Below are 21747 nucleotides of genomic sequence, written 5' to 3'. Positions count from 1 at the left end.
TACTATGAATGGATTTTCTCATTTTAATGAACAGGGCAGAGCCCAGATGGTGGATATCAGCGAAAAATCTTCGACTGTCCGTACTGCGGCGGCTGTATCAAGCGTACACATGAAGAGTGAAGTGTACGAGAAAATAAAAAGCCATGGTATCGGCAAAGGAGATGTACTTGCTGTCGCTCAGGTGGCGGGTATTATGGCTGCGAAACAAACATCAAATATCATCCCGATGTGCCATCCGCTATCCTTGAGCGGGGTCGATATTTCGTTTGACTGGAAAATAAAAGAAACAGAAGTTATACTTCATATAAAAGCACAGGTCAAAACGAAAGGGAGTACAGGTGTGGAAATGGAAGCGCTAACTTCTGCATCGGTGTGTGCCCTTACTGTTTACGATATGTGCAAGGCGCTTGATAAGGGGATGGTCATCGGCCCTACCTGCTTGCTGGAAAAGACAGGCGGGAAAAACGGTGACTTTAAAAGAGAACTATCCGAGTATAATTTGGAGGACCAAAAATGAATAAGGATCAATCAAAAATTCCGCAGGCGACGGCAAAACGGCTGCCGCTTTATTATCGCTTTTTAAAGAATCTGCATGCGTCAGGAAAACAGCGTGTATCATCCGCTGAACTCAGCGATGCCGTAAAGGTTGATTCTGCCACGATTCGCAGGGATTTTTCCTATTTTGGAGCTCTTGGCAAAAAAGGATACGGATATAATGTCGATTATTTGCTGTCATTTTTCCGAAAAACGCTGGATCAGGATGAAATGACAGACGTTATCTTGATTGGTGTCGGAAACTTAGGAACAGCGTTTCTTCACTATAATTTCACAAAAAATAATAACACAAAAATTTCTATGGCTTTTGATATAAATGAGAGTAAAATAGGAACTGAGGTAGGCGGTGTGCCCGTCTTTAACCTCGATGATCTTGAAAAGCATGTAAAAGGCGAATCAGTTGCCATTTTGACAGTGCCCGCAGTTGCGGCCCAATCGATTACCGACAGATTGGTTGCGTTAGGGATCAAGGGTATTCTTAATTTTACGCCGGCCCGTTTGAATGTGCCGGAACACATTCGAATTCATCATATAGATTTAGCTGTAGAGCTTCAGTCACTGGTTTATTTCTTGAAGCATTATTCTGTTTTAGAGGAAATCGAGTAACCGGAAAGGAGGAGCCCAAATATGCCGATCGGTCCTGGAAGCCTTGCTGTTATCGCAATCGTTGCTCTGATTATCTTTGGCCCCAAAAAGCTGCCTGAGTTGGGAAAAGCGGCTGGAGACACACTTCGTGAATTCAAAAACGCTACTAAAGGATTAGCGAGTGATGATGAGGAAAAAAAGAAAGAGAATCAGTAAGTTAGGATGACACAAATGAAAGTGAATCAAATGTCGCTGCTGGAGCATATTGCGGAGCTTCGAAAACGATTGCTGGTTGTGGCGCTGGCGTTTGTCGTTTTCTTTATCGCGGGATTTTTTTTAGCGAAGCCGATTATAGTGTATCTGCAAGAAACGGATGAAGCGAAGGAGCTCACGCTCAATGCGTTTAATCTGACAGACCCGCTTTATGTGTTTATGCAGTTTGCGTTTATCATCGGGATTGTCCTGACTTCGCCGGTTATTCTTTATCAGCTTTGGGCTTTTGTGAGCCCGGGCCTCTATGAAAAGGAGCGCAAAGTAACGCTCAGCTACATTCCGATCTCTATTTTGCTGTTTTTAGCGGGTTTATCTTTTTCCTATTATATTTTATTTCCTTTTGTTGTCGATTTTATGAAACGGATTTCTCAGGATTTGAATGTCACTCAGGTGATTGGAATTAATGAATATTTTCATTTTCTTCTGCAGCTGACGATTCCGTTTGGACTGTTGTTTCAAATGCCGGTCATCCTTATGTTTTTGACAAGGCTTGGAATTGTGACACCGATGTTCTTAGCGAAAATCAGAAAGTATGCGTACTTTACGATGCTTGTGATTGCTGCTCTGATTACACCACCTGAGCTTTTGTCTCATATGATGGTGACTGTTCCGCTCTTGATTTTGTATGAAATCAGTATTTTAATATCGAAGGCTGCCTATCGGAAAGCGCAGAAAAGCAGTGCTGCCGATCAGGACGTTTCTTCTTAGCCAACATAAAAAATCCATTTCTCATAGAAGAGAAATGGATTTTCTTTATTTCTGGTTCTTCTTTATTTTAAATGAAAAGGCGAACATCTTAAAAGAAATGCTGATGTTGTATGCAGCGAACACCATCAGCAGGATGGAGTAAAATGACCACATGCTGCCTGGCGAGCTTGCGGCGAGATAAGTAAAGATGCACCCTACGGCAAAGTAGATCATTCCCCACACTATCGGGTTTCTCATGAAAATAATCCTCCAATAATCAATTGCATTTGTGTGCTTTGCTGTTCAAGGTATTTCTGAACAGGCTCAAGCTGCATAATGACGACGAATGTATTCATCATTACATGGGCGAAAATCGGCACCCAAATCCGTTTGGTTCTCGCATATAGAAATGCAAAGGTAAAGCCCATTGCCGTATACAGCAGAAGGTGCGTTAAATCGGCATGAACAATTCCGAAAATAATGGAGCTGATCAGTCCGGCAATAAAGAAATTCGTTTTTTCGTACAGCGCGCCGAAAATGATTTTTCTGAAGATGATTTCTTCTAATATAGGCCCGATGATAGAAGAAACGATAATCATGAGCGGAACTGCCTGAATCACATCCAGGATGGCTTTTGTATTTTCTGATTCTCTTCCGATGCCAAATACATAATATTCAATAGAACCGGCTAATCCTTGAGAGAAAAGGGCGATGAAAAACCCGGCTATCGCCCAAAGGATCGAAAGTCCGACCGAGTCTTTCTTTTCGTTACGCAGCGCAGTTTTAGGCGCGGTTCTGAGAATGAGCAATACAACAATCAGACAGGCAATAAAACTGATGACGGACCATAATCCCTGCGCGTACAGCAGATTTTCTTTTGTGGGCTGTCCTCCCGCATAACCGAATTTAAATAACAAGGGAATCGCAATTACTGCTGAAAACTGCATGATGATATATGTCAAAATAATAAACCAATACTGTTTTCTCAAATGGTATGTACTCCTTTGTTAAATGGGTTTCTTTTGTCTACAGCTATTGTAACATAATTGAATCGGGGGTGAAAAAGCCAAGGGATATCTGAGCTGAAAAGAATGATGTAAGCGTGAAAAAATTTTTATCTTATCACTTGAAATTGGAAGTGAGATTCTTTATTATAAGAATTGTGTTAGCACTCTTTAGTGCCGAGTGCTAAAATTACATATTCATACTATTGAGGAGGTTATTACATTGTTAAAGCCATTAGGTGATCGCGTTGTCATTGAACTCGTAGAATCTGAAGAAAAAACTGCCAGCGGAATTGTGTTACCGGATTCTGCAAAAGAAAAGCCGCAAGAAGGCAAAATCGTGGCAGCTGGTTCAGGTCGCGTGTTAGAAAGCGGAGAGCGCGTTGCTTTAGAAGTAAAAGAGGGCGACCGCATTATCTTCTCAAAATACGCAGGTACTGAAGTGAAATACGAAGGTACTGAATACTTAATCTTACGTGAAAGCGACATTTTAGCTGTTATCGGCTAATTCTTAAATAAACAAATACTTAAAAATTCGAGGAGGTTTCGTACACATGGCAAAAGATATTAAGTTTAGTGAAGAAGCTCGCCGCGCAATGCTTCGCGGTGTTGATGCACTTGCTGATGCTGTAAAAGTAACTTTAGGACCAAAAGGACGCAACGTGGTTCTAGAGAAAAAATTCGGTTCTCCGTTAATCACTAATGACGGTGTAACAATCGCTAAAGAAATCGAACTTGAAGACGCGTTTGAAAATATGGGTGCTAAGCTTGTAGCTGAAGTAGCCAGCAAAACAAACGACGTTGCCGGTGACGGTACAACAACTGCGACAGTTCTTGCGCAAGCAATGATTCGCGAAGGCCTTAAAAACGTAACAGCAGGCGCTAACCCTGTAGGCGTGCGTAAAGGTATGGAACAAGCTGTAAACGTTGCGATCGAGAATCTGAAAGAAATTTCTAAGCCAATCGAAGGCAAAGAATCTATCGCTCAGGTTGCTGCGATCTCTGCTGCTGATGAGGAAGTCGGAAGCCTTATCGCTGAAGCAATGGAGCGCGTAGGCAACGACGGCGTTATCACAATCGAAGAGTCTAAAGGCTTCACAACTGAGCTTGAAGTTGTTGAAGGTATGCAGTTCGACCGCGGATATGCGTCTCCTTACATGGTAACTGATTCTGATAAGATGGAAGCGGTTCTTGACAATCCTTACATCTTAATCACAGACAAAAAAATCACAAACATTCAAGAAATCCTTCCTGTGCTTGAGCAGGTTGTTCAGCAAGGCAAACCATTGCTTCTGATCGCTGAGGATGTTGAAGGTGAAGCTCTTGCAACACTTGTTGTGAACAAACTTCGCGGCACATTCAACGCAGTGGCTGTTAAAGCTCCTGGCTTTGGTGACCGCCGTAAAGCAATGCTTGAAGACATCGCTGTCCTTACTGGCGGAGAAGTCATCACAGAAGATCTTGGCCTTGACCTGAAATCTACTGAAATCGGACAATTGGGACGCGCTTCTAAAGTTGTGGTTACAAAAGAAAACACAACAATCGTTGAAGGCGCTGGCGAAACAGATAAAATTTCTGCACGCGTCACTCAAATCCGCGCTCAAGTGGAAGAAACAACTTCTGAGTTCGACAGAGAAAAATTACAAGAGCGTCTTGCGAAACTTGCTGGCGGCGTAGCTGTCATCAAAGTCGGCGCTGCGACTGAAACTGAGCTGAAAGAGCGTAAACTTCGCATCGAAGACGCCCTGAACTCAACTCGCGCAGCTGTTGAAGAAGGCATCGTATCCGGCGGTGGTACAGCGCTTGTAAACGTATATAACAAAGTCGCTGCAGTTGAAGCTGAAGGTGATGCGCAAACAGGTATCAACATCGTGCTTCGCGCGCTTGAAGAGCCAATTCGTCAAATCGCGCACAACGCTGGTCTTGAAGGATCTGTCATCGTTGAGCGCCTGAAAAACGAAGAAATCGGCGTAGGCTTCAACGCTGCAACTGGCGAATGGGTAAACATGATCGAAAAAGGTATCGTTGACCCAACAAAAGTTACACGCTCTGCACTGCAAAACGCAGCTTCTGTAGCAGCAATGCTCTTAACAACTGAAGCTGTTGTCGCTGACAAACCGGAAGAAAATGCCGGCGGCGCAGGAATGCCTGATATGGGCGGCATGGGCGGTATGGGCGGCATGATGTAACACCGACAAAAAACCCTTGATAAACAAGGGTTTGTCGGCAACGGACGTCATTTTTGATGCCCTTTTGATGCCATTTATAAATTTTCGAGGTTTCTCATGAGTTCACCGAACTTGTGAGAGGCTTCTTTTTTTCTGTCTTTTGTGGTTTGATTTTTTTAGCACTGTTTTATATCGATACTCAATAGTTTTGATAAACGGTAAGTAACCCCGATATAGACTATTCTATCGACTAAAATACAAAATTCTCATCATACAATTCATGCTTTATTTGCATCTTGACTTTGTTTTGATTTACTTTGTGATTTTTAAGGACGCGCAGGACCTTATCTTCGACTGCTGAAAACCAGAAGTGAGTTGAATTCCATCGTCTCAAAAAATAACACGAGGCATTATTTGGAATGCAGCGAGAAGGTTCCAGCCTATTCTGGGCTTATCCATGATATTATGAGCCCGACCAAAATAAAAGTGAAACAATAAGTAATTGAAATAATAAGAGCCCTTATCCACAAAGAGGAAGGGCATTGAGTTATTTATTTTTGGTCATTTTCTATATCCATTCACTTATGGGGTTGAAAATTATTCGTCCCAACCTCTGTTACCTTTCTCTCTATTGCAGACAGGAGACAATATTGGGATACTCTCATACGACAAAAAAAGACCCCGTTATCTAGATAAATAGTGCCACCAACACTTTTAGACGGTTTCCTCTAGGAAAGCACTGTCAAAGAGAAATCCTGTTAAAATGTCTATTTGTGCTGCTTTTTTTAGCTACTAAAAGACGATGTTTTCCTTGCAATAAGGAACTCGTCTTTTTTGTTAAGAATAAAGAGAGACAGAATAATGACATCTGATCCCCAAAAATTCACTGTCGATGAAGTTAGATTCTTGATAAAATCCGTCCCGACTCTATGGAGACAGACAATCCAATTATCAACTCTAATATTAGTTTTTTTGATTATCAAGGAGGACTTAATAGTGCATTTCTCAAAAATGATAGATCGCTTGGCTTTATATGATTTACACAGAAAAAGAAGCAAAGATAAACATTTTTCTGCTGCTTTTACAGCCGATATAGATGATAGAGAAGAATTTTACAGTGCAAATATAGCTGATGTTTCAATTGATTTGAATGAGTCAGGAAAAAATTATAAGGTTGGAACATTTAGCTATGAATCTTTAATGCAATCTGGGAATCCTGTTAATGACACTTTAAAAGGGGAGGTTTTTTTAAATGAAAATGATATAGATCAACCCAATGTTATCTTTGTACACGGCTGGCGCATGGATTCGTTCGATAGAATCAAAAAAATATTTCATAATCGTATAATGAACGATTTAGGCTGGAACATGTATTATTATTCTCTACCATACCATTTTGAAAGAGAACCGGAAAATTCACTGTATAGTGGCGAGTTGATGATTAGTGCAAACATTGACCGTACAATTGAGTCGACAAGACAGTCTATTGTAGATTTACGGGCGTTAATTCACTGGATAAAAGCAAATAAAAAAGGCCCTGTTATCATAGCGGGAGTAAGCTTAGGGGGATGGGTTACTAATCTAATTGCTACCTTAGATTCTCAAATTGATGTAGTGGTATCAATCTTTTATGCCAATCGCCTTTCTTATTCGATATGGAACACGATCCCGGGTAAATTTATAAGAGAGGAATTAGAACAAAATAGTGTGACCTATGAAGATTTAGTGAAATATTGGAATATCACAGATCCTAGTCAAGCCTTGCCAAAAGTTAATAAAGATAACATTCTGCTGATTTCAGCTAAACACGATCAATATATTGACTTAAAAGATGCAGATTATTTATGGGAAAGTTGGGGGAAGCCCACAAGATATGTCTACAATTGTGGTCATTCCGGTATTGTTCTTTGTCGCAAAAAGCTGGCAAATGATACGCTTTCCTTTATACGAGAAAGAATACATACGGGAAAACCTGGTTCAGTACATTTGTAGACCTTAATTTGTAGACCTTAATAAGAAACGAAAGGCCAACTGCGACTTCAGTTGGCCTTTCCTATTTATAATAAAGAAACAGCATGAGATTGCTGACAGAACAACTATGAGTAATAGTCGTTTTCTTTAATCACCATTGCCAGTTCTTCCACGTCTCCCCGAATCCCAATCGCAGGCTCCCACGAATCAATCAAACGAATCGCTTTCTGATTAGCTTCCATCGCTTTCGTTTTCTCTCCTTTACGATGCAACAGCTGCGCCATCCCATAATAATAATAAATCAGCTCAACCTGATTAGCGTTGTGTTTGTCATAAAGCATCTGCTCAAAAGCTTCTTCCGCTTTCTCAAACTGACCACACTTCACGTAAGCGACACCCAGATTGAAATAGGCTTCTATCGTTTTTTCGCCCCCATACATGGAACTGATTTGATTTGCCGCTTCGTATAATTGAATGGCTTCTTCATTATGACCTTTCGCAAAGCTCAGATCTCCGCGAACCAATAGAACTCTGTGCTGAATCGCAGGGGAAATCGGTTTATCTTTGATTTCGGTTAAAATCGCTTCCGCTTTTTCATGACTTCCGGCTTTTAAGAACAGCCTCGATTGCAGTGCGAGTCCCCATACCTTTAGATCGTGAACGTCTTGCTCTCCAGTGTCTGATTGTTCCAGCGTTTTCAGGCCGGCTTCAATTTGTTGAAGTGCCCCGTCTAAATCATTGACTTCCATGAGTGCCCAGCCTGCTGTGTCGATTCGGAAGAACACTTCTAGCGTGCGTTTGCCTAATTGATGGGCTGCGTTGGCGGCTTTGCGTCCGTATTCGATACGCAGGGGCAGGTTGATTCTGCTTAGAAAATGGCTGATGCGGGTGATGAGTTCAATTAAGATTTCATTTTGTCCGGTTTCGCTTGACCATTTGATCACCTTTAGGATGTTTGGCCATTCTTTTTTGATTGGGTTTAAATCACGTCCCAGGAGATAGCTCCAATAGATAGAGTTTGGCTGTTCCCGCTTTAAATGGGTTTCCGCATAATGAATATAATAGTGCGCCCAGCGGCTGCGGGCTTCTTTTTCATACTTCTGATTTTCGGATAAGTGCTGTTCTCCGTATGCGACAACGGTTTGATGGGCGAAGTACTGTGTACTTCCTTTGCTTCGTTCGGGCTGAATCAGAGCAAAAGACCGCATTTGTTCAACTGCGTAATGGAAACGGCGAGCGTCTAATCCGGCTGCTGCCGCCAGGCTTTTTTCATCTGGCGGCTTGCTGAAAAAGCATAGCGCCTGCCATAGCTTCCGGGTGTCTTCATTGCATCTGTGCCATGTGCGCCCAAATAGAAAATCAAACAGGTCTAATAGTGAGTAGCCTGCTTTTCCGAGCTCATGAATCAGCTGCTGAGCGGGCATGTCATCGTCTGACATATAGGCGATGCTGAGTGCCATGGCTTTTGGGTTTCCGGCTGTCGCTGAAATGAACTCGCTCTTCAGTTCTGGAGACAGTTCCAGCAGCTGCGCTAGCTTTTCTCGTTTAGTTGGATCGTTGCCCATTTGCAGGCAGCGGTTCACTTCTTGATGAAAATATTCCAGGGCATCTGTTTGTTCAAGTCCGCTCAGCTGGATGGTTACCATTTCTCCGAAGCTTTCCCGATAGGTTTGCTTCAAGTTTTCACGTGCTGTGAGGAGGACTTTCACGCCTTGGGGCAGGCTGGTGATAAATTCGTGAATGTCTCTTTCAGCAGTGTCTATGCTGTCCACGATCAGCAGTATCGGTTTTTCTCTGGTGTAATTGGCTAACGCATTGCGGACGACGAATCGTTTTTCATTGATTGATTTATCGATTTGTTCAGCGCGTCCGAGCTGGTATGCAATCGTATTTAAAAAATCGCTAAAGCTTAATCCTTTCCAATCAGCACTGAGCCAGATGATGCTGTTGAATGCCGGCCAATCTGAGGAATCGCCGATACAGGAATAGGCTGCTTCTAGAGCAGTTGTCGTTTTTCCCGTGCCTGCCCATCCGGTAATTAAACAGACGGGTGATGGGGAAAGCATCCATTGCCGTATCGCCTTGATGTCAAATCTTCGTCCTATAAAGTGACCCGACCAGCGTGACGGTAAGTTGTGTGTCAAAGGCATCTGTTCTGTAAGCGCATTCGTTTTATGGTCGAGAATATCGGGAAATAAACGTTTGACTGTTTTTTCAATATCTTGATCAAGCGGTGCTCCGAATGAATTGTCCTGCCGTACTATTTTCGCTTTTTTAAGACATGAGGCCGCCCATACAGGCAGTGCAGGTTTGATTACCGGTATAGTGGTGGTCTCAAGCAGGTCGGTAAACCACTGTATATTCATATCGGTTTTTTCAAGAATGATCCAGATTATTCCGAACAGTTTTCCGTCTTCGATTCTTCCGGGAACATAGTTCGCACCCATCTGTCCGATCCAGCTTTTAATCGTGTTTGGGGAAACTCCCAGCTGGTGTGAAATGTTGTCTAAATAAGACTGTCCTGTTTTTTCGTTCTTATTCCTTCTGACTTTATAATCTGGATGAAGTTTTAATGACTTTACGCCAGGTGCCAGCAATTCCGCAAATTGTTTTCGATCTTCAAGTTCAGCCACAAAACCTGCACCTCCTATTAGTACTATTTTATCAATCCTGCTAGTTTTGTATATGAAAAATCAAAAAGTACAGTGCGGCTGTCCTTTTATACAGCATGAAAAGCTGTTGAACATGTTGAAAAGCAGATAAAATGAGGGCAGTGACAGAAAATGCAAAAATGTATGCACTTACATTTCTTGATGAAGCGGCTTATATGCCGTTAATAGTGTTCATAAAGAAAGGAATTTGCCGTAATGACTCACACAGTACCTAAAACCATGAAAGCAGCTATTATGCATAACACAAGAGAGATCAAAATTGAAACATTGCCTGTACCTGACATCAGTCAGGATGAAGTGTTGATTAAGGTGATGGCTGTCGGGATTTGCGGATCGGATCTGCATTACTATACAAACGGCAGAATAGGCAATTATGTAGTGGAAAAGCCATTTATCCTCGGACATGAGTGCGCGGGAGAAATCGCGGCTGTCGGCTCGTCTGTTGATCAATTCAAAGTCGGTGACCGCGTCGCTGTTGAACCTGGTGTAACGTGCGGACGCTGTGAAGCGTGCAAGGAGGGGCGTTATAACCTTTGTCCGGATGTACAGTTTTTGGCCACACCGCCGGTAGACGGCGCGTTTGTACAATATATCAAAATCAGACAGGACTTTGTTTTCTCAATTCCAGATTCACTTTCCTATGAGGATGCTGCCTTGATTGAACCGTTTTCTGTCGGTATCCATGCAGCGATGAGAACGAAGCTTCAGCCTGGATCAACGATTGCGATCATGGGAATGGGCCCTGTTGGATTAATGGCTGTTGCAGCCGCTAAAGCATTTGGAGCCAGTACAATCATTGTGACCGACTTAGAGCCGCTGCGGTTAAATGCCGCGAAAAAAATGGGAGCTACTCATGTGATTAATATCCGTGAACAAGATGCTCTTGAAGAAATTAAAAAAATCACAAATGATAGAGGCGTTGACGTTGTTTGGGAAACAGCGGGGAATCCTGCGGCACTGCAATCTGCATTGGCTTCTGTACGACGCGGCGGAAAGCTTGCGATTGTCGGTTTGCCTTCTCAGAATGAAATTCCGCTAAATGTGCCATTTATCGCAGACAATGAGATTGATATATACGGCATCTTCCGTTATGCCAATACGTATCCAAAAGGAATTGAATTCCTTGCTTCGGGCATTGTTGACACGAAGCACCTTGTGACGGATCAATATGCGCTGGAGCATACGCAAGAGGCGATGGAGCGGGCACTGCAATTTAAGAATGAATGTTTAAAAGTGATGGTTTATCCGAATAGCTGAGTGAACAGGGAGAATCTCGTATTCTCCCTCTTATTTACTGGATTTGTATTCAATATTGAAAACGGATTCTTGGGGTGGAAAAGATGATTCAAACAGAAAAAGCAACGGTAATGAAGGCGAAACATCAAACAAAATCCAGTGCCGGTCTGTCCTGGCTTGAACGAATCGGGTATGGCTTCGGTGATATGTCGTATAATATTGTGTTTCAATTTGTAAACGCATACCTGCTGTTTTATTATACGGATATCGGCGGCATACAGCCTGCGGTCATCGCCACATTATTTCTTGTTGTGCGGGTGCTGGATGCCATTTTTGACCCGATTATGGGGGTTATTTTAGATAAAACGAACACAAGGTGGGGAAAGGCAAGGCCTTATCTGTTGTGGGTGGCATTTCCTTTCGCATTATTTACTGTCCTGTGTTTCACCACTCCTCACTTTGGAGCAACGGGAAACATCGTATATGCGTATATTACCTATATTCTGCTCGGCATGTCCTTTAGTATGCAAACGATTCCAGTGAACAGCTTAACGGGCCGGATTACGAATTCTGTAAAAGAAAGAACGGTATTAACAACGACTCGTATGATCTTGGTTTATGTTGGAATCCTTCTATCCATCTCCTGTGCAACACCGCTTGCAGCAGCTTTGGGAGGAGAGAACCAGGCATTTGGGTTTCAAATGACAGCTCTCGTCTATGCCATTGTTAGCATCGCTTTGAACCTCTTTAGTTTCTTTACTGTGCGTGAGCGGATTGCGCCTAAGAAAACAAAGAAACAGGGAATGAAAAAGACGTTATCTGTTTTGTTTCAAAACAAACCTTTGCTGATTCTAACGTCATCATTTTTAGCATTTGCAATCGGGTTTAATATTAAAATCAGTACAATGGTGTACTACTTTACGTATAACGTGAATCATAAGGAACTGGTGTTCTTTGGAACCGTTTTATTTTTTGGCGCAGCCCTCATCAGTAACTTGTTTATTCCATACTTTTCTGAGAAGTGGGGCAGGAAAAATGTGATGGTCATATCGGCTGCTTTGTCACTGATCTCGTATGCAGGTCTGCATTTTACGGCGTATTCTTCGGTGACGCTCATTTTCATCTGGCTATTTGCTTCAGGGTTCTTTACAACCCCTTTAAATACGCTTGCTTGGGGAATGGTTGCCGATTGTGTTGATTATGCGGAATGGAAGACAGGGGTTCGTGCCGACGGAGTGGTGATTTCCAGCATGAGTTTTATCAATAAGTTAGGTGTTGCACTGGCCGGTTCGTTTTCTGCCATCTATTTAGGAATCGCAGGATATGTGGCGAATACTGATCAAACCGTGACGTCACTGAATGCGATTAAACATATGAATGCCTTAATTCCGGGACTATTTATTTTACTCTCTATCATCATCATAGCCTTTTATCCTTTAACTGAAAAAAGATATAAACAGATCATCACCGAGCTTGAGAAGAAATCCAGGTAAATGAATATATTTAATATTTCTAATATTCGATGTAAAAGGTTGTATTTATGACTGAAAGTAATATACTGAGACTGTAATCTAGAATATGTAAAAAGAGTGTGATAACATGCGAAGTCAGTCTGTTGTTTGTATTGGGGAGTTATTGATCGATTTCTTTTGTACCGATGTGGACGTTGATTTAAAGAAAGGGCGTCAATTTTTAAAAAGTGCCGGGGGCGCCCCAGCAAATGTGTCAGCGGCGATTGCCAAGCTGGGAGGGGACGCTGCTTTCGCAGGAAAAGTAGGGAAGGATCCCTTTGGGTATTTTCTGAAGCAAACGTTAGATGCTGTTCATGTGGATACCTCTATGCTGGTGATGGATGAGAAAGCACCTACAACGCTTGCTTTTGTTTCATTAAAGAATAATGGAGAGCGCGATTTTGTTTTCAATAGAGGCGCGGATGCTCTGTTTACGATCGAAGATGTCGATCAGGATAAAATGAATCAAGCGAAAATCCTTCATTTTGGCTCAGCGACGGCATTGTTATCTGATCCATTTTGTACAGCCTATTTACGGCTTATGACCATTGCGAAGGATAAAGGGCAATTTCTTTCATTTGATCCTAACTATCGAGGGGATTTATGGAAGGGAAGAGTCTCTGAGTTTGTTAGTGCTGCAAAAAGAGCCATTGCTTTAAGTGATTTTGTTAAGGTGAGTGACGAGGAGCTGGAGATCATCACTGGTGCGAAGGATCATGAAGAGGGCGTCAATATTCTCCATGGTATCGGAGCCGAGATGGTTGCCGTGACCCTTGGGAAAAACGGAACATTGCTGTCTAATGGCAAGGAACATGAAATCATTCCGAGTATTCCTGTCACTTCGATTGATTCTACAGGAGCGGGAGACGCTTTTGTCGGAGCGGCTTTGTTCAAATTAGCTGGTACAGATAAGATTGAATCGGTAGAAACTGATTTTGAGCAGCTGCGTGATATCGTGTCTTTTGCCAATAAGGTCGGCGCTCTTGTCTGCACTAAAATTGGAGCGATTGATGCACTGCCCAGCATGAAAGAAATTGAAGTTTCTCTATAAACATCGAGGATGTTTCTTGAAAGTCTTTGGACTTTTGGGGAGGCATCCTCTTTTTTATTTATTTTTTGTGCTTAAACTTAATATTTGGGTAAAAAGTTATGTATTTTTCTGTTTTAATGTCATTTTTTATTAAAAAAATGAAACTTTTAACGATAATAAATAGTATATGTATTAAGGGGTATACCGAAATAGCTTCTAGGAGGAACATATGATGAGTATAATTGGAAGATTCAAAGATATTATGTCCGCGAATATCAATGCTTTATTGGACAAGGCTGAAAATCCAGAGAAAATGGTAGATCAGTATTTAAGAAACATGAATAGCGATTTGGCTAAGGTTAAGGCAGAAACAGCAGCTGTTATGGCTGAGGAGCAGAGGGCAAAAAGAGAATTACACGAGTGCCAGGCAGATATGGAAAAGATGGAAAGCTATGCAATGAAAGCACTGCAAGCGGGGAATGAGGGCGATGCGAGAAAGTTCCTTGAAAGAAGAACATCTTTGGAATCAAAGCTTTCTGAGCTGCAGACGGCGAATCAAATTGCTGCAACCAATGCCGCACAGATGAGAAAGATGCATGACAAACTGGTTTCTGACATTGGAGAGCTGGAAGCACGCAAAAATATGATCAAGGCGAAGTGGGCAGTAGCGAAAACGCAAGAAAGAATGAACAAGCTTGGCGCTTCTGTTTCGACTACAAGCCAATCAATGTCTGCATTCGGCAGAATGGAGGACAAAGTAAATAAGGCGCTTGATCAGGCCAATGCAATGGCTGAACTGAACAGCGCTCCGCAGGATGATATTGCTGATCTGACTGCAAAATATGATACTGCCGGTTCAAGTCAGGTTGATGATGAACTTGCGGCGTTAAAAGCGAAAATGATGCTGGATAAATAATACATAGGAGGCCGCAGCTTTCGGCTGCGGCACCATTTATCATAAGATTTGAGAGGGAACGGTAATGATAATATCTTATAAGTGTCCGAACTGCGGCAGTGATATGGCATTTGACAGTGAATCCGGCTCGTTATCCTGCGGCAGCTGCGGAAGACAAGACAATATTGAAAGCCTTCCGAAAGAAAACATTGCGGCGCGGTTTTCTGAAGATGAGGCAAAAGAATATCAATGTGAAAACTGCGGTGCCGTTTTGATCACGGAAGCTGAAACGACAGCGACGACTTGCAGTTTCTGCGGAGGTGCTGCAATACTTGCCGATCGTTTATCAGGACATTTGGCACCGGCGAAGGTCATTCCATTTACAATCAGTAAACAAGAAGCGGAGCAGGCATTTCGAAAGTGGTGCAAAAAAGGCCTTCTGACACCAAGAGGATTCATGTCGGCCGATCGCATTAAAAGCATCACCGGGATGTATATCCCGTTTTGGATGTTTGATTTAAATAGTGAAGTACAGGTGAGAGCGAACTGTACCAGAGTCCATCAGTATGAAGAAGGGGATTATATTTGCACAGAAACAGAACATTTTGAAGCGTTTCGGGATATCAATCTCGATTATTTGAAAATCCCTGTCGATGCCTCTGAAAAAATGAATGATGAAATAATGGACAAATTGGAGCCTTATTCATACGATCAGCTGAAGGACTTTCAAACGGCATATTTGGCCGGTTATATTGCGGAAAAATACAATTATACCGATGAGGAGCTTTTTCCGAGGGCAAAAGAGAAAATCAGCAGTTATATAGATTCATACATACATTCTACTTTTTCCGGATATACGTCGGTCAATGTGAGGGACAAACATATACACACGAGAAATGTGAACAGCTTTTATGTTTTGCTTCCTGTTTGGATGGTCAGTTACGATTATGAAAGAGCAGAGCATACCTTTGCGATGAACGGCCAAACAGGAAAGGTTGTCGGAAAGCCGCCGATCAGTTCAGGAAAAGTGGCGGCATGGTTTAGCGGAATAGCAGGCGGGACATTTCTTGCATTGAAGCTCGTCTCATTGATGATGGGAGGCGGATTTTGATGCGCGTATTTTTAGGGAAAGCGATTCTTGTTGTGCTGGCTGTCTTCATGGTGATGCCGGTACTGGGGATCGAAGCGGCGAGAGCTTCTGAATCACAGCAGCATGTATATGATCAAGCCCATCTATTATCAAAAGCAGAAATCGGAAAACTTGAATCTCTCTCGGCAGAGCTGGGTGCAAAGAGGGACACTGATTTCATCGTTATTACGACAAAAAGCACAAACGGTGAAGATATTGCCGATTATACTGGCGATTTTTATGATCGTTACGGGAAAGGCAGCACAGCCATTTTAACGATTGATATGGCAAACAAAGAAGTATTCATCGCGGGCTTCAAAAAAGCTGAACAGTATTTGGACAACAGCAGGCTAAACAGCATCAGAAATACGATTTCATCTGATTTATCAAATGAAGATTATTTCAAAGCTTTTAAGACCTATATTCAGCTTTCTTATAAAGATATGGGCATAAAACCGGGAGTCAATCCCGACAGCGTGTTCTTTAAATGGTGGTTTCAGCTGATTGCTGCCATCGCAGTCGGTGGCATCGCGGTTTCAATCATGCTTTATCATTCGGGCGGCAAAGTAACGGTTAATGGGAATACATATATGGATCATCGTACGTCTGATGTAATTGATCAATACGACACTTATATCAGAACGACTGTAACTAGAGAAAGAAAACCATCAAATGATAAAGACAGCGGCGGCGATGGCGGTGTTACGAAAGGCGGCACGTCATACAGCGGAAGCCGGGGCAGTTTCTAGTCGAAGAAAATAGAGAAAGGAAGAATTATGATGTCGTTTTTCAGAAACCAATTAGCAAATGTAGTAGAGTGGGAAGAATTTAGAGATGATATGATTTTTTATAAATGGAACAATCGTGAAATCAAAAAAGGAAGCCGTTTAATCATTCGTCCCGGTCAGGATGCTGTCTTCTTGAACAATGGGCGAGTTGAAGGGGTTTTTCAAGATGATGGCGATTATGATATTGAATCAGAAATTATTCCATTCCTTTCAACGTTAAAGGGTTTTAAGTTTGGGTTTAACAGCGGCATGCGCGCCGAGGTGTTGTTTGTCAATACGAAGGAATTTACCGTAAGATGGGGAACAAAGCAGGCGATAAATATTCCGGCAGTAGGAATGCCTGGCGGAATGCCAATTCGCGCAAACGGCACATTTAATTTCAAGGTGCAGGACTATATCAGCCTGATTGATAAAATTGCTGGCGTGAAGGATCAATATTTCGTAGAGGATATTAAAACCCGGATCACTTCTATTCTGGATCAGCTTCTCATGAAGTGGATTACTAGAGAAGGGAAAGATATGTTTAATCTCCAAGCCAATGCTTTTGACATTGCGAAGGGGATTCAAGAAGACTTAGATATGCAATTAATCGGCGACGGAATGACAGTCACTGGTTTTCAAATCATGAGTTTTAATTATCCTCAAGAGGTTCAGGATATGATTACGAAGAACGCTTCCTACGGTATGGTTGGGGATGTGAACAGATACCAGCAAATATCGATGACGGATGGAATGGCATCCGGAAAGATGAGCGGAGGCGGAGCGGCTTCTGATATGGCTGGAATGATGATGGGAATGAATATGGCCAATCAGATGATGAATCAAATGAATCAAAATCAGCAAGTACAGTCATCGGACTCACAGTCATCTGGCAACGGAAGTAAACCGAATTTCTGTCCGAACTGCGGAACAAAAACCGGTGAAGCTAATTTTTGCCCAAATTGCGGGCAGAAGCTTGTATAAGAATCATGAAGTAAAAAGTCCGGAGTGATCAGACACTCGGGACTTTTTTATCCGTTGTCTATAGTCTGCTCCTGAACAGGCCATTTTCGGGCACCCGCTTGGACAACTCCCAGCAGCAATTGACGACGTTCCTTTAAAGAATTGACGGCTGTTTGAAATGTTTGCTTTGATAAAGCCGGTATGCCTGATTGTTGAAGCTTTGAGATGTCTGGTTCCGGCGGCGCTTGTTCAGCTGAATGGATATAGGCAGTATGAACGGTATCCAAGTAGTTTTTGATACTTGAGCGCGTTTCTTTGATGTGAAGCTGATTCGGCTGATATTGTTCAGGAATGCCGCATTTCAATATGGTTAATGCCTCATCCAATACAGTGACAGCTATAATGGATGATTCCTGTCGCTGCGTGCTATGGTAAAAATGAAGGATAGGGAAGGCGTTATGCTGAGCGGTCAGCTTTCCCAGCTCTGATGAGATAGCGACAAGAAGAAAATCAATGTCGTGAAAATCTTTGCCGTTCCATGTATTCTGGACAATTTCTGTTCCGTCACGTCCCAGACTTAATACACTTTGGGCAAATGAGCGCTTTTGATTAACAGCACTCAAGACGGAAATCAAATATGTGACAGAAAATGTGATGGTAAGCAGGCCTTGAGCCGTTTCAATAACCGTGACAAGCTTCCATAGGTCTCCATTTGGTGTGAGGTCACCATTTCCTAATGTAAACATGACATAACCGGAAAAATAAATTCGATCTGACCAGGACGCCGGTTCTTTCGATTGAGTTTCCACGAGTGAATGGGGGTCACTAGAGAAAATCAAAAACCACCCGCCCCAAAATAAAATGATCCATATCACTAACGTCAGGCATAACAGCAGAGGACCTGCCATACTTAGAACCTTTGCGTGGTCTCCACTGATTTTACGGCACCCTTTCCATAGCCATGCAGACAGATATCTTGTGATGGGGCCTGCACCGCTCTCTAACCATAATGTGGTCCATAAAAAATCAATCATCCCCGCTGTCAACAATATAAGGCCTGCAATGACATAAACCTCATTCAATTTTGTTGCCTCCCCTAAGCCAGCCCTTTTCTTTTCTTTTCTATTACCTTTTATCTTGAGTCTGAAACAATTGATTGAATGTTTGATAAGAGATCATTGCAGAGAAGAAAAATAGGAGAAGTTACCCAACACTTACTCATTTTATTTACATTAGCAGATGAACAGAAACTCACAGGGATTTTGGTGCTTTACACAATTTTATAAAGAAAAAAGTTCATTTTCCCCTTGATTTGGTGATTTTCCTTTTATTGAGTAAAAAATTTTCAGAAATTTATATTGACTGAAAGCGTTTTAATAATTATGATAATATCAGAAGTAACAAAGATATAACTATAACGTTACTATAATAGAACTATAAAGTGACTATAATGTAACAAAACATCAAGTATGTGCGCAAAGAAATACCCACTGTTTTTTTTAGTAAGAAATGAAATCGCTTCCAACGAAACCGCCATGCTTAGAAGAAGGGAAGGTTATGAGGCCATTTGGAGAAAAACATGATGAATTTTTTCTGAAGCCTGCTTACGAATTGTGAGGAAGGCAACGCCCTAGAATAAGTTTTTGAAATGGTATTAATCGATTTTGAAAAAGACTGGGGGAAACGGTATGAATACAAAAGGCAGTCAAATGTCATTTTTAAGCACAATTATTTTAGTTTCGACTTTCGGCGGGCTTCTCTTCGGTTATGATACCGGGGTATTAAATGGAGCTTTACCATATATGGGTGAGCCTGATCAGCTTAATCTTAATGCTTTCACAGAGGGGCTCGTCACCAGTTCTCTTCTTTTTGGAGCTGCACTTGGAGCTGTGCTTGGCGGAAGAATGTCTGATTTTAACGGACGCCGTAAAAATATTTTGTTCCTCGCTGTTATATTTTTCATTTCAACGATCGGATGTACGTTTGCACCAAATGTAACGATCATGATTATCTCCCGTTTTGTGCTCGGCATTGCGGTCGGGGGTGCATCAGTCACGGTTCCTGCTTATTTAGCAGAGATGTCTCCTATGGAAAGCAGGGGGCGGATGGTGACGCAGAATGAATTGATGATTGTATCAGGCCAGCTTTTGGCCTTTGTTTTTAATGCAATCCTTGGAACAACAATGGGAGACAACTCCCATGTGTGGAGATATATGCTTGTCATTGCGTCGCTTCCAGCCGTATTTCTGTTTTTCGGTATGATCAGAATGCCTGAGAGTCCTCGCTGGCTCGTTTCTAAAGGTAGAAAAGAAGATGCATTGCGTGTATTGAAAAAAATCAGGGATGAAAAGCGGGCGGCATCTGAGCTGCAAGAAATTGAATTCGCTTTCAAAAAAGAAGATCAGCTTGAAAAAGCGACGTTTAAAGATCTGTCGGTCCCGTGGGTTCGCCGCATCGTGTTCATTGGGTTAGGGATTGCAATTGTACAGCAAATTACGGGTGTAAACTCCATCATGTATTATGGCACTGAAATTTTAAGAGATTCCGGATTTCAAACGGAAGCAGCGCTGATCGGGAATATTGCCAATGGTGTGATCTCCGTCTTGGCTACGTTCGTCGGAATTTGGCTACTCGGTAAAGTCGGTCGCCGGCCGATGCTGATTACAGGGCTGATCGGAACGACAACGGCATTGCTGCTGATCGGGATATTTTCACTTGTGCTGGAAGGATCGCCTGCGCTTCCATATGTGGTTCTGTCATTAACGGTTTCGTTCCTGGCGTTTCAGCAGGGTGCGATTTCACCAGTGACATGGCTGATGCTTTCAGAAATTTTCCCGCTGCGCCTTCGCGGTCTGGGAATGGGTGTTACGGTATTCTGCTTGTGGATGGTCAATTTCGCAGTCAGTCTGACTTTCCCTATTTTGATGGCAGGCATTGGGTTATCAACAACGTTCTTCATCTTCGTTGCGCTGGGAATTTGCTCGATTCTGTTTGTGAACAAGTTTTTACCGGAAACAAAAGGTCTTTCGCTTGAGCAGCTTGAGGAAAGCTTCCGTGCTCATGATCGCAGTGAGGTTAAAGAAGAGGCCGGCGCTGAAGTGATTGGCTAAGTGGAATAAAAAGAATCCGCACTTGAATGCGGATTCTTTTTTTTATGTTTAGTTTGGTCTGACAAGGATTTTCACTTGGTTTTTCTCTTTGATCAGAGCTCCGAAGCCTTCTTCGATTAAATCGTCTAAGACGATTTTTTTCGTAACGAGTTTATCGGCTGAGAAATAGCCTTCTTTCATTAATGACAATACAGCTGGGAATACGTCACGGTACCCGATGATTCCTTTCACTGTACGCTCTTTGATTACAATATCGTTCGGATGAATTTCAGCGCCTTTTTCCCAGATGCTGACGATCACTGTCTCACCGGCGATTGTTGTAGATTGGATCGCTTGGCGCAAAACGACTGGAACCCCGGTTACTTCAAAGGCTACGTCAACGCCGCCTCCTGTAAGGTCTGCGATATGTGCCACTACATCGTCTGTTTTGGACGGATCCACAATAATGGCGCCGAGCTCCTCAGCTTTTTGCTGGCGCTCAGGTGAGAGCTCAACAGCATAAATTTCAGTAGCACCCGCAGCTTTCAGCGCTTCAATGACAAGAAGTCCGATCGGGCCGCAGCCGAATACAGCCGCTTTGTCACCGGCTTTGATTTTGCTTGAGCGGACAGCGTATAAAGCGACCGCAGAAGGTTCAACGAGTGCGCCTTGTTCATATGATAATTCCTCAGGAAGTTTGAATAACAGCTCTTCATCTACAGAAACGTATTCAGAGAATCCGCCGCCGCCTCCGGCTAAGCCGAGGAATCCCATTTGTTCATCAAGGTTGTACGCACCCTGATGTCCGTGTGTTGCAAAAATCGGTTCCACAACGACTCGGTCTCCGACTTTATAGTTTTCAACGCCTTCCCCGACTTCAACAACTTCACCGGAGAATTCATGCCCCATTGTGACAGGTGCTGTTTCTTTTGTTAAAGGATGGGGTTTGTCCACCGGGATAAAGATCGGGCCTCCTAAATACTCGTGTAAATCACTGCCGCAGATGCCGCACCATTTGACTTTGATCTTGACTTTTCCCGGTTCCGCTTTTGGCTCTTCAATATTTTCAATACGGATATCCTTTTGGTTATGCCATCTAGCTGCCTTCATGGATTACCACTCCTATATCTTTTGATATGAGTAATTCCGCACCGATCAATATGAACTGTTCACAAAATCGCCATTTTTTAAAACCAAAAAAAGATAAAACTT

The 21747-nt window shown here is 42.6% G+C and carries 20 protein-coding genes; 15 read left to right on the top strand and 5 right to left on the bottom strand.

Features of this window, described 5'->3' with window-relative positions:
* Window positions 1-4 precede the first annotated feature (4 nt).
* The 4 genes from moaC to tatC are packed head-to-tail and all read left to right on the top strand — an operon-like array spanning window position 5 to window position 2121.
* Window positions 5-517: a cyclic pyranopterin monophosphate synthase MoaC gene (moaC, locus tag DIC78_RS06820; RefSeq protein ID WP_127695845.1), complete on the top strand. Its 513-nt coding sequence runs from the start codon at window positions 5-7 to the stop codon at window positions 515-517.
* Window positions 514-1161: a redox-sensing transcriptional repressor Rex gene (locus DIC78_RS06815; protein ID WP_010333209.1), complete on the top strand. Its 648-nt coding sequence runs from the start codon at window positions 514-516 to the stop codon at window positions 1159-1161. Before moaC ends, DIC78_RS06815 begins: the two co-directional genes overlap by 4 nt.
* Before the next feature lie 21 nt (window positions 1162-1182).
* The gene (gene tatAY / locus DIC78_RS06810) at window positions 1183-1356 is read left to right on the top strand and encodes a sec-independent protein translocase protein TatAY (RefSeq protein ID WP_010333210.1); all 174 of its coding nucleotides are present in this window, start codon (window positions 1183-1185) and stop codon (window positions 1354-1356) included.
* Window positions 1357-1362: 6 nt separating this feature from the next.
* Window positions 1363-2121 carry a twin-arginine translocase subunit TatC gene (gene tatC, locus DIC78_RS06805; protein WP_127695843.1) on the top strand — a complete coding sequence of 253 codons (759 nt, stop codon included), beginning with the start codon at window positions 1363-1365 and terminating at the stop codon, window positions 2119-2121.
* A gap of 45 nt (window positions 2122-2166) precedes the next feature.
* Here the strand turns inward: tatC and DIC78_RS06800 are convergent, their stop codons facing one another.
* Entirely contained in the window at window positions 2167-2358 is a 192-nt protein-coding gene (locus tag DIC78_RS06800) for a DUF4305 domain-containing protein (RefSeq protein WP_024120410.1), read from the bottom strand.
* Window positions 2355-3089, bottom strand: a complete 735-nt coding sequence (locus DIC78_RS06795; protein ID WP_044152836.1) for a CPBP family intramembrane glutamic endopeptidase — start codon at window positions 3087-3089, stop codon at window positions 2355-2357. Before DIC78_RS06795 ends, DIC78_RS06800 begins: the two co-directional genes overlap by 4 nt.
* 238 nt (window positions 3090-3327) lie before the next feature.
* On the opposite strand from DIC78_RS06795, the gene groES reads away from it, so the two are divergent.
* From groES to DIC78_RS21755, 3 genes are all read left to right on the top strand, one after another.
* Complete coding sequence (gene groES, locus DIC78_RS06790; RefSeq protein WP_003155970.1) at window positions 3328-3612, top strand: co-chaperone GroES; 285 nt, start codon at window positions 3328-3330, stop codon at window positions 3610-3612.
* 46 nt (window positions 3613-3658) lie between these two features.
* The gene (gene groL, locus DIC78_RS06785) at window positions 3659-5293 is read left to right on the top strand and encodes a chaperonin GroEL (RefSeq protein ID WP_010333214.1); all 1635 of its coding nucleotides are present in this window, start codon (window positions 3659-3661) and stop codon (window positions 5291-5293) included.
* 975 nt (window positions 5294-6268) lie between these two features.
* Complete coding sequence (locus tag DIC78_RS21755) at window positions 6269-7264, top strand: alpha/beta hydrolase (protein ID WP_167492248.1); 996 nt, start codon at window positions 6269-6271, stop codon at window positions 7262-7264.
* Between the two features lie 104 nt (window positions 7265-7368).
* Here the strand turns inward: DIC78_RS21755 and DIC78_RS06775 are convergent, their stop codons facing one another.
* Window positions 7369-9876, bottom strand: coding sequence for a tetratricopeptide repeat protein (locus DIC78_RS06775; RefSeq protein ID WP_127695841.1), 2508 nt, complete (start codon window positions 9874-9876; stop codon window positions 7369-7371).
* A 234-nt stretch (window positions 9877-10110) separates the two neighbouring features.
* On the opposite strand from DIC78_RS06775, the gene gutB reads away from it, so the two are divergent.
* From gutB to DIC78_RS06740, 7 genes are all read left to right on the top strand, one after another.
* On the top strand, window positions 10111-11172 hold the full coding sequence (gutB, locus tag DIC78_RS06770; protein WP_127695839.1) for a sorbitol dehydrogenase: 1062 nt from the start codon (window positions 10111-10113) through the stop codon (window positions 11170-11172).
* 83 nt (window positions 11173-11255) lie between these two features.
* Window positions 11256-12644, top strand: a complete 1389-nt coding sequence (locus tag DIC78_RS06765) for a glycoside-pentoside-hexuronide (GPH):cation symporter (RefSeq protein WP_106021495.1) — start codon at window positions 11256-11258, stop codon at window positions 12642-12644.
* Window positions 12645-12750: 106 nt separating this feature from the next.
* The gene (locus DIC78_RS06760) at window positions 12751-13713 is read left to right on the top strand and encodes a carbohydrate kinase family protein (protein ID WP_127695837.1); all 963 of its coding nucleotides are present in this window, start codon (window positions 12751-12753) and stop codon (window positions 13711-13713) included.
* Window positions 13714-13924: 211 nt separating this feature from the next.
* Complete coding sequence (locus DIC78_RS06755) at window positions 13925-14608, top strand: PspA/IM30 family protein (RefSeq protein WP_106021497.1); 684 nt, start codon at window positions 13925-13927, stop codon at window positions 14606-14608.
* A 64-nt stretch (window positions 14609-14672) separates the two neighbouring features.
* Window positions 14673-15698: a TFIIB-type zinc ribbon-containing protein gene (locus DIC78_RS06750; protein ID WP_106021498.1), complete on the top strand. Its 1026-nt coding sequence runs from the start codon at window positions 14673-14675 to the stop codon at window positions 15696-15698.
* Window positions 15698-16465 (top strand): TPM domain-containing protein, encoded by a 768-nt coding sequence (locus tag DIC78_RS06745; RefSeq protein ID WP_127695835.1) that lies wholly within the window; start codon window positions 15698-15700, stop codon window positions 16463-16465. The genes DIC78_RS06750 and DIC78_RS06745 overlap by 1 nt, the downstream gene beginning before the upstream one ends.
* A gap of 30 nt (window positions 16466-16495) precedes the next feature.
* Window positions 16496-17467, top strand: a complete 972-nt coding sequence (locus tag DIC78_RS06740; RefSeq protein ID WP_106022475.1) for an SPFH domain-containing protein — start codon at window positions 16496-16498, stop codon at window positions 17465-17467.
* Between the two features lie 47 nt (window positions 17468-17514).
* Here DIC78_RS06740 and DIC78_RS06735 read toward each other — a convergent pair whose 3' ends face one another.
* Window positions 17515-18528, bottom strand: a complete 1014-nt coding sequence (locus tag DIC78_RS06735; RefSeq protein ID WP_106021501.1) for a potassium channel family protein — start codon at window positions 18526-18528, stop codon at window positions 17515-17517.
* A gap of 606 nt (window positions 18529-19134) precedes the next feature.
* Here DIC78_RS06735 and DIC78_RS06730 point away from each other — a divergent pair.
* On the top strand, window positions 19135-20556 hold the full coding sequence (locus DIC78_RS06730) for a sugar porter family MFS transporter (RefSeq protein ID WP_127695829.1): 1422 nt from the start codon (window positions 19135-19137) through the stop codon (window positions 20554-20556).
* Window positions 20557-20604: 48 nt separating this feature from the next.
* On the opposite strand, the gene bdhA is transcribed toward DIC78_RS06730, so the two are convergent.
* Window positions 20605-21645, bottom strand: a complete 1041-nt coding sequence (gene bdhA, locus DIC78_RS06725; RefSeq protein WP_024120423.1) for a (R,R)-butanediol dehydrogenase — start codon at window positions 21643-21645, stop codon at window positions 20605-20607.
* Between the last annotated feature and the right edge of the window lie 102 nt (window positions 21646-21747).

The sequence above is a fragment of the Bacillus halotolerans genome (assembly GCF_004006435.1).
In the GTDB taxonomy this organism is placed as follows: Bacteria; Bacillota; Bacilli; order Bacillales; family Bacillaceae; genus Bacillus; species Bacillus halotolerans.
This window is presented reverse-complemented; position numbering and strand designations above follow the sequence as displayed.

Coding starts and splice junctions, on each gene's coding strand:
- DIC78_RS06740 (WP_106022475.1), top strand. CDS start 16,496: ATGTCGTTTTTCAGAAACCAATTAGCAAATGTAGTAGAGTGGGAAGAA.
- DIC78_RS06730 (WP_127695829.1), top strand. CDS start 19,135: ATGAATACAAAAGGCAGTCAAATGTCATTTTTAAGCACAATTATTTTA.
- DIC78_RS06815 (WP_010333209.1), top strand. CDS start 514: ATGAATAAGGATCAATCAAAAATTCCGCAGGCGACGGCAAAACGGCTG.
- gutB (WP_127695839.1), top strand. CDS start 10,111: ATGACTCACACAGTACCTAAAACCATGAAAGCAGCTATTATGCATAAC.
- groL (WP_010333214.1), top strand. CDS start 3,659: ATGGCAAAAGATATTAAGTTTAGTGAAGAAGCTCGCCGCGCAATGCTT.
- moaC (WP_127695845.1), top strand. CDS start 5: ATGAATGGATTTTCTCATTTTAATGAACAGGGCAGAGCCCAGATGGTG.
- DIC78_RS06760 (WP_127695837.1), top strand. CDS start 12,751: ATGCGAAGTCAGTCTGTTGTTTGTATTGGGGAGTTATTGATCGATTTC.
- DIC78_RS06755 (WP_106021497.1), top strand. CDS start 13,925: ATGAGTATAATTGGAAGATTCAAAGATATTATGTCCGCGAATATCAAT.
- DIC78_RS06745 (WP_127695835.1), top strand. CDS start 15,698: ATGCGCGTATTTTTAGGGAAAGCGATTCTTGTTGTGCTGGCTGTCTTC.
- tatAY (WP_010333210.1), top strand. CDS start 1,183: ATGCCGATCGGTCCTGGAAGCCTTGCTGTTATCGCAATCGTTGCTCTG.
- DIC78_RS06750 (WP_106021498.1), top strand. CDS start 14,673: ATGATAATATCTTATAAGTGTCCGAACTGCGGCAGTGATATGGCATTT.
- DIC78_RS06765 (WP_106021495.1), top strand. CDS start 11,256: ATGATTCAAACAGAAAAAGCAACGGTAATGAAGGCGAAACATCAAACA.
- bdhA (WP_024120423.1), bottom strand. CDS start 21,645: ATGAAGGCAGCTAGATGGCATAACCAAAAGGATATCCGTATTGAAAAT.
- tatC (WP_127695843.1), top strand. CDS start 1,363: ATGACACAAATGAAAGTGAATCAAATGTCGCTGCTGGAGCATATTGCG.
- DIC78_RS06800 (WP_024120410.1), bottom strand. CDS start 2,358: ATGAGAAACCCGATAGTGTGGGGAATGATCTACTTTGCCGTAGGGTGC.